The following is a 14,663-nucleotide window of genomic DNA, read 5'->3' on the forward strand; positions in this document are numbered from 1 at the left end:
TGAATGCAAAATGTTGCAATACAAGATATGGTACTTTTCCAACCTAATTATCATAATTGGAGGATGCCGCCTTGTCAATAGCCTCCGGCCATTAACCTTTCAGAAAATCAAGGTTAGATAACGGCGCAAATAAGGGTATTGCTGGGTAAAGCGTATCTCTTTAAAAGCCGGAGCGATGAGAACTATTTTTTTCGACAATACCGAAAGGATCAGAACTATTTTTTTTGACAATATAGGCAGTTATACCTGAATTTTCTTTGATACGATAGACACCTTGTCTCTCGAAAAGAACGGTTCCGCTGATCAGATGATCCTGAAGGTGTTCCCCCTCTTTCATAGCAAGATTTACCAGACAATCCTGACTGCCGCTGTTCACCGCAACGATTAATCGGCCCATTGTCCCCGTTCTGGAGAACGAATAAAAGCTTCCTTCTGCAGAGCGCGGCTGGTAGACATAATTTTGAAGCTTGGTGATTTTTTTTGTAAAATCATTGAGTCTCCTGTAAAACCGAAGAATCTGTTGGTTTCCTCGTTCCGGCTCAAAGCACAATCTATTATACGGATCCTTTCCACCGGCCATTCCGATTTCATCTCCATAATAAACACATGGAATTCCCGGCATAAAGGAAATGATCATCCAAGCAAGAAAGAGTCGCTGCCGTGAATACTCCTCTCCTCTGCCTTCATCCGAAAGTACCGTCAGAATACGAGGGGTGTCATGGGTACCCAGAAGATTCATCAATGAAGAAAAGGCCGGCTGCGGATAGTTCTCCCATAAGCTATTTATTAGATTTTCCAGTGTTTTTCCGTTATGATGATGAATAAGATAATCGATGACGCCGTTTTTCAGCGGATAATTCATAACGCTGTCGAGCTGACGACCCTGAAAATATGCTCTGCGGCTTCCATAGGAGATTTTATTGGAAGCATCTTCCCAGACTTCACCGATCAGGGCACCATCCGGATCTTCCTCCTTGACGGCTAGTCTTACTGCTTCCAGAAATTCATCAGGAAGTTCATCGGCAACATCAAGTCGAAATCCCGAAGCACCCTGCCGCATCCAGTGACGGATCACCGAGTCTTCAGAACGGGCAATAAAGTCCAGATAGGATGGTTCCGTTTCATTGATATGCGGCAGCGTATCGATGCCCCACCATGATTCATATTCATCGGGATGATTGATAAACCGATACCAATTATAATAAGGTGATTCGTTGCTCTGATAGGCGCCTGTCACAGGAAATCGACCTGTTTTATTAAAATACAGGCTGTCGCTTCCCGTATGGTTGAAGACTCCATCCAGAATAATTCGAATTCCCCGCGCTCTTGCGCACCTGCACAGCTCACGAAAGTCCTCTTCTGTTCCCAGCATAGGATCGATTTTTTTGTAATCCGCTGTATCGTAGCGATGATTTGAGTAGGCTTCAAAAATTGGGTTGAGATAGATCACCGTAACGCCCAGTTCTTCCAGATAATTAAGCTTCTCGATGATTCCTCTCAGATTTCCGCCGAAGAAGTCGTTGTTCTGTACAATACCATTTTCATCGGGCAGCCCGTTGGGGATTCCCCCCCAGTCGGATCGCTTTACATAACGTTTGTTCTGCTCAGGAGCTATGTAAGCATCGCTCCTGGCAAAGCGATCGGGGAAAATCTGATACATTAGTCCGGATTTCAGCCAGTCCGGCGTCTGAAAATCCTCCGAATAAACCGTTAGCTGATATCCTGGGGTTTTTTCAAATGGAATCGGTTCTCCCTTTGCATCATTTGATTCTGAATTGATCCTTGTCTGGTCTCCTGCTGTTGCCTCCTCGTTCCCGTCTGCTTGATAGGTTACCTCGAAATGATAAAAGAAAAGGCCTATTGTCTCCACCCGCAAAGAAAATTGATAGAGGGATTTCCCTCCTTTCTCGTCTTTATTGTCAGAAGCGCCTGCAACTCTGGAGATTTCCCCCTCGTCAGAGGAGAGAACCAAACATGCAGAAGCAACAGACCTGCCGTCTGTAATCCGGATTCGAAACGACAGGTCTGTGTGCCGTGGCACTGCCCCAAAGGGCGTTTTATAAAATGTTTTTTGTGAATTAAATTCAATCATTGATCGATTTGATCCCCCAAATTTTATCGGCATATTCTCTGACACTTCGGTCTGCTGAGAAAACACCTGCTTTGGCAATATTGGTCAGAGACATCCCTCCCCAGCGCTGGGTGTCTCTATAAGCAGCAGAAACCTCCTGCTGGGCATTTTTATAACTTTCAAAGTCTGCAATCACGAAATAATGATCCGCTTCTCCATTGTAGCCTGTGGTCAGCGAATTGATGATATCACCGAAGTTTTCACCAGGAATACCCCCTGCAAGGAATTTAATGATTTCAGAGATGGATCTGTTATCCTGATAAAAGCCCCATGGACTGTAAAGGCCTTGCCCTTTTAGTTTTTCTACCTCTTCTACACTCATACCGAAAAGGAAGATATTCTCTTTTCCGACGGCATTGTAAATTTCTACGTTGGCTCCATCCATGGTACCAATGGTCACCGCACCGTTGAGCATAAGCTTCATATTTCCCGTACCGGAAGCTTCTGTACCCGCAAGAGAAATCTGCTCAGACAGATCTGCTGCGGGCATGATCATCTCCGATAACGAGACAGAGTAATTCTCCAAAAAGACGATTTTAATCCGGTCTCTGATGACAGGATCCTTTTCCAGCTGCTCCGAAAGCTTGCAGGCCAGTCTGATAATTTGCTTTGCCATATAGTACCCGGCTGCCGCCTTGGCTCCAAAAATAAACGTTCTAGGCTGGATCTCCAAATTGGGATTTTCTTTGATTTGGTTGTAAAGGTCGATGATATGAAACAGGTTCAAAAGCTGCCGTTTGTACTCATGGAGACGCTTTACCTGAACATCAAAGATCGAGTCTGGGTTTACGATAATCCCATTACTGTTTTTAATTTTTTCTGCCAGGCGCAATTTATTGTCTCGTTTGATGACTGCCAGCTGTTCCAATACTATGCGGTCCTCTTTGTATGCGAGAAGTTTTTCCAGTTCTCTGGAATCCCGTTTAAAGCCCGGTCCACAAAGCTCTTCAATGAAGCCGGAGAGCTTTGGATTTGCTTGACAAAGCCATCTCCTGTAGGCAATTCCATTGGTTACATTGGTAAATTTGCCTGGTGTCATTTCACTGAAACCGCTGAAAAGCTTCTCTTTTATGATGCCGCTGTGCAATGCCGAAACTCCGTTGACGGTATGGGATGCGGCAACACAGAGATTGGCCATGCGGATTTTGCCGTTGAAAATGACAGCCATCTCATTTCTCCGCATTTCATTGGCTGGAAAAGCATCGTGAAGCGCGTCATTGAAACGACGATTGATTTCCTTCAGTATCGAATGAAGTCTTGGAAGAAGTCCTGCGAACAGTGCTTCCGGCCATTGTTCCAGGGCTTCCGGCATGACGGTATGATTTGTATAAGATACGGTTTTTGTTACGATGTTCCATGCATCATCCCATTCATATTCGTGATCATCCATGAGTATGCGCATCAATTCAAGAATTGCCATGGTAGGATGGGTATCGTTGATATGCACGGCAATCTTTTCATAGAACCGGTCAAGGCTGCCATAGGTGCAAAGATGGCGTTTGGTAAGGGTCTGCATGGAAGCAGAAATAAAAAAGTATTGCTGTTTCATGCGGAGAATTTTCCCTTCATCGTGGGCATCCTCCGGATATAGGATTTTTGAAATAATCTCAGCCTGATGCTTTTCCTCCATGGCCTTCAGATATTCTCCTTTGGCAAAGAGCTCCATATCAATGCTGATGGGCGAAGTAGACTGCCAAAGCCGGAGGGTATTGACCACACCGCTGCCATATCCTGATATCAGCATATCCCTTGGGATCGCAATGACTGTGGTATAGTCTGAGTGAATGAGCTTCATTCGCCCCTTGTCATCCCAAACTTCCGTTAGTTTTCCGCCAAAATGCACTTCTTCCGCTTCATCTTCCTTGGTGATCAGCCAGCTTTCCCCAAGATCCAGCCAGTCATCAGGCTGTTCCACCTGTCTGCCGTCTTTGATCTGCTGTTTGAAAATCCCGTACTCGTAGCAGATCGACATGCCCTGGCCGAACATACCCTGTGATGAGATTGCATCCAGATAACAGGAGGCCAGCCTTCCAAGGCCACCGTTTCCCAGCCCTGCATCTGGCTCCATCCGGTAAAGCTCCTCCAGATTTCCGCCCAGTTCTCCCAGTGCTTCCTGAAACGGTTCTTCTAATCCTAAATTAAAGATATTATTGCGAAGGGAAGTTCCGGGTAAAAATTCCATGGACAGATAGATAACTTGTTTTTCAGTTTGTGAACATACCGCGTCACTGTTTGTCAGCCAAAGCTCTGATAAGATGTCCCTTACCACATAGCAGGCTGCACGAAAGATCTGGTGCTTTGTAGCATTGCCAGACTCCCTTCCAAAGTATCTTGTCAGTTTTCCTTCAATTAAACGTGAAATATCTTGCGATGTATAAACATAGTCCATAAGCAGGTAACCTTTCTATTATTACAAGCGGCTCAAAGACTCCATTCCCTTCATGGGGCGGAGATTAAGAGCCGCTGAATTTCAATCTTATTTTAGCATTTCCTTATAGAGCCTGATATATTGCTTTGAAGAGGCTTTCCAAGAAAAATCCGTGTTCATTCCGTTATTAATAATCTTGTTCCATATTTCCTTATCCCAATACAGTGCAATCGCTCGCTGGATTGCTCCAAGCATATCATGGGCATTGACAGATTGAAACGTGATTCCGTTTCCGGTTTCACTTCCCGGATCAAAGGGCTCGATACTATCCTTCAGTCCCCCTGTTTCCCTGACCACAGGAATGGTTCCATAGCGAAGGGCAATCATTTGAGCCAATCCGCAGGGTTCACTGACGGAAGGCATGAGAAACAGATCCGCTCCTCCATAGATCCGGCTGGCTCTCTCTGCAGAAAAGCTGGTGGTGACAGAGACCCGCCCAAGATATTTTCCCGCCATTTCATTGAAAAAATCTTCATATTGCTTTTCCCCTGTTCCGAGCAGGACAAACTGGATTTTTTCTTTCATGATTTCTTTAAAAACACTGATCACCAAGTCGATTCCCTTGTGCTCTGTCAGCCTACCGATCATGGCGATTATTGGGATTTCATCATCAGCATTCAGACCTAGTTCAGCCTGAAGCGCTCTTTTATTCTCTATTTTTTTGTCTATGGAATTTTTCGAATACTTTACAGTTATGCAAGGATCCTTTGATGGATTGTGTAGCTTCGTGTCTATTCCGTTTAAAATGCCATGAAGTTTGTAACTGTTCTCCTTGATAATGTTCTCAAGTCCTTTTCCGTAGAAAGGAAAGGTAATTTCTTCGGCGTAAGTACTGCTGACTGTAGTGAGACGGTCGCAGGTCACAATGGCACCTTTCATAAAATTCACGGCTCCGCTATAGTCCAAAACACCTCTTTCTCCTTCAGAGATTCCCAGTACATCCTGGAGTATGGCAGGATCAAATTTACCTTGATACTCAATATTATGAATGGTAAATACGGTTCTCAGCCTGTCATATGCAGAATTCCCGCGGTAAAGCGTTTTAAGGAATACGGGAACCAAGGCGGTCTGCCACTCACTGCAGTGAAGAATTTCCGCTTGAAAATCCAGCAATGGAAGCACTTCGAGGGCGGCCTTGGAGAAGAAAGCAAAACGCTCACCATCATCGTAATAGCCATAATATGCATCCCTTTTAAAATACTGTTCATTGTCCAGGAAATAAAGGGTGACACCTTCATGTTTTAACGTGTAGATTCCGCAATACTGGGTTCTCCAGGAAAGCGGCACCGTACACTCGCAGAGCAGCGTCAATTGATCTTCATATATTTCCCGAATTTTGGGATAAAGGGGCAGCATCACTCTGGCATCTGCTCCCAGTTTGTTCAGTTCACCTGGGAGGGAGCCGATCACGTCCCCAAGGCCTCCGCTTTTTGCAAAAGGCTCTGCCTCCGAACTGATGAATAAGATATTCATAAAATCACCTGCCATTCTTTAACCATCTCAGACGTTCCCTATGAAGTGCTGATACATGAAGTTGGCGCATAAAAAACCAGCACTTCCTCTATTGGATACTTTTATATGATACTTTTCTTCTCGATGACGACGGGATACGTCTCATGTCCCACAAGCTGCCTGCTTTCCCGTACAATCACGTCCTTATCAAGAATCACATAGTTTAATGAGACATTTCTCATGATCTCTGTATTTTGCATCACGATGCTGTTTTGGACCACTGCGCCTTTCCCCACGACCACTCCACGGGAAAGAATGGAATTGATCACTGTTCCCTCAATGCGGCAGCCGTCGGAAATAATAGAATTTGAAACCTTGCTACCTGCACCATACTGTGCTGGAACGCTGTCCTTTACCTTCGTATATACTGGCATCTCAAAGGTCTGCTTTCTCACATCCTCTTTGAGAAGTCTCATATTTTCTTTCATATATCCAGAGACACTGCTAATTTCGAAATAATTCTTTCGATACTCATATCCACGGATATTTAGCTGGTTGGAAAGCCGCTGGATGATATCTCGATAAAAGTCATAACGCCCGTATGCGATGGAATCAGCAACAAGAGATTCCAGAAGAGATTTTCTTAAGACAAACATCCCAAGACTAAAGGTTGTGGTATTTGGATCACAATCGTCGTTGAAATAGCACAGCTCATTGACCCGTTCCTGATCATCCATACGAAGAAGAGGTATGCCGTCAGGCAGTTCGAAATCTGGTCTTTGTCTTGCATAAACAGCAGTGATATCCGCTTGACGATCGATATGACTCCTGATGATGTCATCATAATCAATGGAGCATATAAAGCTGCTTCCTGTAATTACAACGTACTCCGCCAAAGAACGTTTGATGGAGTGCATGTTTTTTGAAAGTGCATCGATCGTTCCCAGATACGTTCCGTTATCGGTGCCGCCGGGATTGGAAAACGGTGAAAGAATTCTGAGCCCGCCGATTTTTCTGGTCAGATCCCATTCCTTCCCTGATCCCAAGTGGTCGATGAGAGAGTGATAGTTGTTTCTCGTGATAATGGATACCTCTTGAATTCCCGAATTCACAAAATTGGATAGAATAAAATCGATAATTCGGTATTTCCCACCAAAGGGAACGGAGGAAAGAGTTCTTATTTTCGTAAGCTCTCTGAGATTTTCTCGGTCAGCATATGAAAAAACGATTCCTAATACTTTCATACTCATTCACTCTCCTTCTTTGCGATGCTCTCCCCTACCATTGCGCCTGCAGGGATCACGGTATCATCGGCGATGATGATATTCTGGCCGATTACACTGATATCAGGGTGAGATCCTTCCGGAAGCGTTTCTTTTCCAGCTCCCAGTTTTACCTTCGATCCAATTACAGTATCTGCGGCTACGATCGTATACTCAACCATTGAATCTTCCCCGATGGTTACACCAGGCATCAGAATGGAGTTGCTGACGGATGCGCCCTTTTGGACGGTTACACCGGGAAAGATAATACTATTCTCAATGACTCCGTCGATATTACAGCCTTCGGAAATACTGGAATTCTTAAGGATTGCATTTTCACCGATGTACTGGGGAGGAAGAATCCCATTTCTGGAATAAATCTTCCATGGCGGATCATTGAGCTCAATTGGTACCTCTGGATTCAAAAGATCCATATTGGCTTCCCAGAGCGATTCGACTGTTCCAACATCCTTCCAATAACCCTTATACTCGTAGGCATACATTTTCTCGTCTGCCTCGAGCATTTTCGGTATGATGTTTTTGCCAAAGTCATTTTCCGATTTTTTATCAGTTTCATCTGCTATGAGATATGTCTTTAATTTTTCCCAATTAAAAATATAGACACCCATAGAGGCCAGCGTACTCTTTGGATTTGCAGGTTTCTCCTCGAATTCATATATTTTCAGGTTCTCATCCGTATTCATCACGCCGAATCGGCTTGCTTCTTCATAAGGAACGTCAATGACAGCGATGGTGCAGTCGGCCCCCTTCTGCACATGATAATCCAGCATCATTTTATAGTTCATCTTGTAGATGTGGTCGCCGGAAAGGATCAGTACATAGGTCGGTTTGCTCATTTCTATGTACTCAATATTCTGATAGATCGCGTTAGCGGTACCTTTATACCATTCCCCTGCTTCCGCCTTCATATACGGAGGTAAAATGGTGATTCCGCCAAAAAGTCTGTCAAGATCCCAGGGCTGCCCGTTGCCGATATAGGCGTTGAGCTCCAAAGGTCTGTATTGCGTTAGGACACCGATGGTGTCAATGCCGGAATTTACGCAGTTGGAAATGGGAAAGTCGATGATCCGGTATTTTCCGCCAAACGGTACCGCCGGCTTGGCTACATGATTGGTCAGAATGCCCAGGCGGCTGCCCTGGCCGCCTGCCAGCAGCATGGCGATCATTTCCTTTTTCTTTGCGTTGGACATTTTATGCACCTCCAAAATATTGTTGATAGACCTGTCAGGTCAGTTTCAAAGGAATACTCATACCCATTATAGCTGATTTCCTCCGCAATGGCGTTGGAATCGGCTGCAGCATTCTCCGCCGTACCTCCATACTTTTCAAGCCCGGAATGGAACACTATTTTATAAATACCCGGTTTGGGTACTCCTATTCTGTATTTTATTCTGGTAACAGGAGAAAAATTGCAGGCTGTGATTAGTTCTTCTCCTTTTTGATCGATTCTGCGAAAGGTAATGACATTGTTGTCAGCGTCATCAGGGTTGATCCATTTGAAACCATCCCAGCTGTCATCCATTTCCCATAGCTCTGAAGACGAGAGGTAGAGATGATTTAGATCATGGGAAAATGTATGAAATTTCTTATGCATTTCAAAATCCAGAAGGCTCCAGTCCAGTTCTTTTTTATAATCCCACTCAGAGAACTGGGCAAATTCACTCCCCATAAAATTAAGTTTCTTTCCGGGATGTGCCATCATGTAAGCAAGATAAGCGCGAAGATTGGCAAATTTGGATTCGTACTCTCCCGGCATTTTATTGATCAGAGAGCCTTTTCCATGGACTACCTCATCATGAGACAGTGGGAGGATATAATTCTCTGAGCAGAAATACGTCAGAGGAAAGGTCAATTGATTGTGGCAGCCTTTTCGAAAGAAAGGATCTTGCCCCATATAGCGAAGGGTATCGTTCATCCAACCCATGTTCCATTTAAAATTAAAGCCCAACCCGCCTACGTGCACCGGCTTTGTCACCATGGGCCAGGCTGTGGACTCCTCTGCAATCATAAGGGCACTTGGAAATTCGCGAAATACTGTTTTGTTTAATTCCTGCAAGAACGAGACTGCATCAAGGTTTTCGCGTCCTCCTTTTTCATTGGGCCTCCATTCCCCGTCATTTCTGCCATAGTCCAAATAGAGCATGGAAGCAACAGCATCAACCCGCAGTCCGTCGATATGATATTTATCAAACCAAAACACTGCATTGGAAATAAGAAAGCTTCTGACTTCGTTTTTTCCCCAGTCAAAAATCATGGTGCCCCATTCCTTGTGTTCGCTTTTCAGCGGGTCTGCATACTCATAGCAGCTGCCTCCATCGAAGTGATAAAGGCCGCTTCCATCCTTGGGAAAATGTCCCGGAACCCAGTCAAGAATGACACCGATTTCAGCCTGGTGGCAGGCATTCACAAGAGCCATGAACCCTTCCGGCGTGCCGTACCTTGAGGTCGGCGAGTAATAACCCATCACTTGGTATCCCCAAGAACCGTCAAAAGGATATTCCGAGACGGGCATGAATTCCAGATGGGTGTAGCCCATATCTTTGACATAAGGAATGAGTTCTTCCGCCAGTTTTTCAAAGTTGAAGTAATTCCCATCCTCATATTTTCTCCAGGAGCCAAGATGGACTTCATAAATATTCATGGGAGCATCATAAGGCGCTCTTTTCTGCTGTTTGATCCGCCACAGATCATCTGTCCACTGATACCTGTCCACGTTGCAGGTTTTCGAAGCGGTATCGGGCCTGGTTTCCATATGAAAGCCGTAAGGATCCGATTTTACGTGCAGATTCCCCTGCTTGTCGGTAATTTGATACTTATATGTGGTATATTCGGACAGATTGGAAATGAAGAGCTCCCAGAGTCCCTGATCCGTGATCCGCTTCATCTGATGGAGCGGCCTCCATTCGTTGAACTCACCGATTACGGCAACACTTGATGCATTGGGCGCCCAAACCCGGAATCGGTAGCCTTCCTTTCCGTCGTGAACTTCGGGATGTGAACCCATCAATTCATATGCTTTCGCTGCAGTACCCTGATGAAATAAATAAACGGGCATTTGTAAATCATGTTCCATATGCATCCCCCTGACTGATAAGATTTTAACTTCATTCAAATTCGATTGAAAGGAACAATTTGTATTATGCTATGATTATATGTTATTATGTTACTGAAAGCAATATTGGGAGGAAGATATATGAAACGAATAATCGCCGTTGCGTTGATTCTCAGCTTACTATTGACCGTTTTAACGGGATGTAACGGCAGCGAAGAACAAGAGATCGACGATGAAGCAGTGAAAGCAGCCATACTTGAGGAATTCAACAATATTACACAAATTCCTAGAACCACCGGACACGAAAGAGCCATCAGTACCTACCTTCGAACATGGGCCAAAGACAATGGGCTTGATGTGGTAAGGGACAGTTCAAATAATGTGATCATGGATAAACCGGCGACACCCGGATATGAAAAAGCACCAACCACCATTCTCCAATCCAATATGGATATGGCACTCACTGTCAAGGATGGAGTTGAGTTTGATCCCATCAGTACCCCAGTGAAAATCATTTCTCAGGAAGATACTTTGACTGGCGATGGAACAAGTCTGGGCGCATCCAGCGGGATTGGGATGTCCACGGCATTGTACGTACTGAAATACGCGCAGAAGCATGGTCCAATCCGAGTGATCTTCACCACCGACGGTGAAGAAGGTATGAGCGGAGCAAAGAAATTGAAAACTAAGTATCTCGAAGGGGACTATCTCATCAATCTTGGATGGAACCAAGAAGATACAATAAATACCGGAAGCGGCGGTTCAGCTTCCTACGAAATGATTCGGAAGATTGAGTGGACTCAGCCTCAGAATACCCTTCCCTATCTGATTACGCTTAGCGGACTTCACGGAGGACCAGCTTCAAAGGAGATTGGTAATGGATCTCCCAACGCAATTAAAATCATCGGTGATATTCTGGCGAAAGCACAAGGACAAGGAATTCTATTCGAACTAGCTTCCTTCAATGGAGGTGTTTCGGCAGAAACCATTCCGGAGGCCGCAGCTGCATTGATCGTAATCAATGAATCGGATCAGAAAAAGATGCAGAGCATCATTGATGACGCTATGGATGCGTTCAAGGGCGCTTACGGCGGGATTGAAGATGGATACAGCTTTACTTATGCTGCGGCAGAAATGCCGGACAAGGTAATTTCTTTTGACGACAACGGAAGCATTATTAGCTTTATTTACGGAATTATCAACGGGGTTCAGTCCATGTCGAAAACGTATGATGATGTGGTGGAAAGTGCAACCAATATCGGACTCGTTTCCACTGCTTCGGGGAATTTTGCCTGTAGAGTTTCAGCAGGAAGCACCTCTGATGTGGGACTTTATGAAATCACCACTGCCCATGAAGCTATCAGCAGCATGTGCAGCATGGAATATAATGTTTCAGAAGGAATTCCCAGATGGCCTGATCATTCAAAAAGCAAACTCTTTGCCGATATCTCGCAGGCTTATTCGCTTTACGGCGGAAAACCCAACGCGATCATTACTCACCAAGGTTCTGAATGCGGCTGGTTTGTAAAGAAGAATCCTAAGCTCCAGGTGATCTCCATCGGTCCGGAAATAGAGAACCCGGATCTGCCTGAAGAAATTCTGAAACTGAAAACGGTAACATTACCGGCAAAAACAATTCTTAAATTCCTAGAGCAACAGAAAGATCTACCGGCAGAAATACAGTAAAGATGTGCCGCAAAATTGAATGACTTACTTTTACAAAGACAATTTAAAAAAACGAAGGATACAGCTGGAAAGCTGTGCCCTTCGTTTTTTAATTGCTTGCATATCTTATTTCGTTTTCATCAAATTATGAACATTGGGGTTCTTAATACCTTGCATACTCAAAATTGCTTGAATCAGGCAGGCTCATGGACTGATGAAAACTTCCCCGTTCGAGGGACAATGCCGATGAACTTTCTTGATTCAACCGAAATCTTCCCACATGAGATTTCAGAAGTTCCGCTTGGCTAAAGAGTTCTTCACTGGCCGCAGCACTTTCCTCTGATGTGGCTGAGTTTGTCTGGACGACCTGTGACACCTGTGTGATTCCCATATTGATCTGAGAAATCCCTGTGGCTTGCTCGTTGGATGCTCTGGCGATCCCATCAACAATCCCAGCAACCTTTGCTACCTCATCAACTATTTTGACAAGAGCTTCTGCAGTCTCGTTCGCCACCTTTGTCCCGCCACTTACGATTTTGATGGACTCTTCAATCAGCTCTGTTGTTTCTTTCGCTGCATTTGCAGAACGTGCAGCCAGATTTCTTACTTCATCTGCAACCACCGCAAATCCCTTCCCGTGCTGACCTGCTCTCGCTGCTTCTACCGCTGCGTTCAGCGCTAGAATGTTGGTTTGGAACGCGATATCATCAATTACTTTGATAATTTTCGAAATGTTATCAGATGCACTGTTGATGTTGTTCATTGCGATGAGCATCTCAGACATCTGTTGATTGCCTTGCTCTGCATTGGATTTTGCTGATTCAGCCAAATCATTGGCCAAGCTTGCATTTTCAGCATTATTTTTCGTCTTCCCTGCAATCTCTTCAATAGAGGCAGACAGCTCTTCAATGGCACTTGCCTGCTCTGTTGCTCCCTGTGACAGCATGGAGCTGGCATCAGAAACTTGTTTCGCTCCTGCTGCAACCTGTTCAGATGCAGTGCTGATCTCTGTCAAGGACGAACGGAAGGATACGAGCGTTGTATTGAGCGAATCTTTAATTTTGGCATGATCTCCCTTATATTTACCAACGACTGCAGCAGTAAGGTTCCCCTTTGCCAACTCATCCAAAACATCGGCTGCCTCTTGTATGGGATCAATAATTGCATTAATAAGCCCATTCAAACCTTGCACTAAATCATACCAATCTCCCTGAAATCTTTCTGCATCAGCGCGTTCCTTCAAGCGGCCTTCTGCAGAAGCAGCAATCAGCGTATGTATTTCTCTGTTCACTTCCATCAGATTTCTTCTCAGCGCCTCGATATTTTCATTGATAAAGGCCTTTTTGCCTGGAAACTGTTCCAGCTCAGCATCGAAGTTCCCCTTGGAAAATTCAGCGATACATGCCATAGCCTTCTTTTTTACACTGATATGTCCTTTGACCATCTCATTGACGCCCTTTGCCATCTCCCAGTACGCACCCTCAAACTGATCTTCGGGGATCAGAACGTCGATGTCTCCAAGCTCATGCTGGAGAGACATGTTTTTCATCTCTGAGAGGAAGGCTTTTACATGATGTCGAAGCAATTCAATATTCTCGTTAATAAAAGCTTTCTTGCCGGGGAACTGCTCGAGTTCCGCGTCGAAATTGCCCTTTGCAAATTCCGCAACACATGCCATCGCCTTTTTCTTCACACTAATATGACCTTGTACCATATCGTTGACACCCTTTGCCATTTCCTGATAAGCACCCTGAAATCTGTCTTCAGATATGACAGAATCAATATCTCCCAGTTCATGCTGAAGAGACATATTACTCATTTCTGCAATAAAAGCTCTTACATTACTGCGAAGCTGTTCAATGGTTTCGTTGATGAATGCCTTTTTGCCTGGAAACTGCGGAAGTTCAGCGTCAAAGTTGCCGTTTGCAAACTCAGCAACGCAGGCCATCGCTTTTTTCTTCACGTTGATATGACTTGCAACCATCTCGTTAACTTCTTTGACCATTTCACGATAAGCGCCCTGAAATGTATCTTCGGGTATGGCTGCATCGATATCCCCCAGCTCATGCTGGAAAGACATGGATTTGATCTGAGAGATGAGTTCCTTAACACTATCCCGCAGCAGTTCAATTCCTTCACTTATGATAGCTTTTTTTCCCGAGAGCTGCTCCATCTCAGCGTCAAAGTTTCCCTTTGCAAATTCGGTGATACATGCCGTTGCTTTTTTATTGATATCAATATGACCTGCAGTCATATTATTGATTTCTCTTGCGATCTCGCCATAGACGCCTTGGTACTTCTCCTCTGGAATTATTGCGTCGATCGCGCCAAGCTGATGCTGCCTGCTCATGAAATTCACATCCTGGAAAAACTCCATTAAAGCTTCAGTCTCCAGCTCTCGATTCGTTCTATTAAGGCTTCTCACAGTAAATATCCCTGAAAAGACGGTTAGCAGTACGATAAGTACGGTAATCGTTGATAGTGTCATAATGGCAGTTGTTTGATCCTGATTGCTTGTACGTAAGCTGATGATTGCTGTAACTCCCAAAGCACCTGCTAAAAGCGCAATAATGGAGAATGCTGCCAGTAGTCTGCTGAAAAGTTTCATGTTGTAGCGTTTCATTCCATTTTTCTCCTTTTTTTGTCCTTGGT

General features: G+C 44.6%; 8 protein-coding genes. 1 reads left to right on the top strand and 7 read right to left on the bottom strand.

Going from position 1 to position 14,663, the window contains the following annotated elements; translation table 11 throughout:
- Positions 1-160: 160 nt before the first annotated feature.
- From FRZ06_05325 to glgB, 6 genes are all read right to left on the bottom strand, one after another.
- Entirely contained in the window at positions 161-2,125 is a 1,965-nt protein-coding gene (locus FRZ06_05325; GenBank protein QOX62807.1) for a glycoside hydrolase family 13 protein, read from the bottom strand.
- Positions 2,085-4,520: a glycogen/starch/alpha-glucan phosphorylase gene (locus FRZ06_05330; GenBank protein ID QOX62808.1), complete on the bottom strand. Its 2,436-nt coding sequence runs from the start codon at positions 4,518-4,520 to the stop codon at positions 2,085-2,087. Before FRZ06_05330 ends, FRZ06_05325 begins: the two co-directional genes overlap by 41 nt.
- Positions 4,521-4,607: 87 nt before the next feature.
- Positions 4,608-6,032 carry a glycogen synthase GlgA gene (gene glgA / locus FRZ06_05335; protein ID QOX62809.1) on the bottom strand — a complete coding sequence of 475 codons (1,425 nt, stop codon included), beginning with the start codon at positions 6,030-6,032 and terminating at the stop codon, positions 4,608-4,610.
- Between the two features lie 101 nt (positions 6,033-6,133).
- Positions 6,134-7,261 carry a glucose-1-phosphate adenylyltransferase subunit GlgD gene (gene glgD / locus FRZ06_05340; protein ID QOX62810.1) on the bottom strand — a complete coding sequence of 376 codons (1,128 nt, stop codon included), beginning with the start codon at positions 7,259-7,261 and terminating at the stop codon, positions 6,134-6,136.
- The gene (locus FRZ06_05345; GenBank protein ID QOX62811.1) at positions 7,258-8,484 is read right to left on the bottom strand and encodes a glucose-1-phosphate adenylyltransferase; all 1,227 of its coding nucleotides are present in this window, start codon (positions 8,482-8,484) and stop codon (positions 7,258-7,260) included. The genes glgD and FRZ06_05345 overlap by 4 nt, the downstream gene beginning before the upstream one ends.
- A complete protein-coding gene (gene glgB, locus FRZ06_05350) occupies positions 8,457-10,373 on the bottom strand; it encodes a 1,4-alpha-glucan branching protein GlgB (GenBank protein ID QOX62812.1) in 1,917 nt (638 codons plus the stop codon). Before glgB ends, FRZ06_05345 begins: the two co-directional genes overlap by 28 nt.
- Positions 10,374-10,454: 81 nt before the next feature.
- On the opposite strand from glgB, the gene FRZ06_05355 reads away from it, so the two are divergent.
- Positions 10,455-12,032 carry an aminoacyl-histidine dipeptidase gene (locus FRZ06_05355; protein QOX62813.1) on the top strand — a complete coding sequence of 526 codons (1,578 nt, stop codon included), beginning with the start codon at positions 10,455-10,457 and terminating at the stop codon, positions 12,030-12,032.
- A 142-nt stretch (positions 12,033-12,174) separates the two neighbouring features.
- On the opposite strand, the gene FRZ06_05360 is transcribed toward FRZ06_05355, so the two are convergent.
- Complete coding sequence (locus tag FRZ06_05360; GenBank protein ID QOX65840.1) at positions 12,175-14,388, bottom strand: methyl-accepting chemotaxis protein; 2,214 nt, start codon at positions 14,386-14,388, stop codon at positions 12,175-12,177.
- Between the last annotated feature and the right edge of the window lie 275 nt (positions 14,389-14,663).

It is taken from the genome of Clostridiales bacterium, assembly GCA_015243575.1.
Taxonomy (GTDB): domain Bacteria; phylum Bacillota; class Clostridia; order Peptostreptococcales; family Anaerovoracaceae; genus Anoxybacterium; species Anoxybacterium hadale.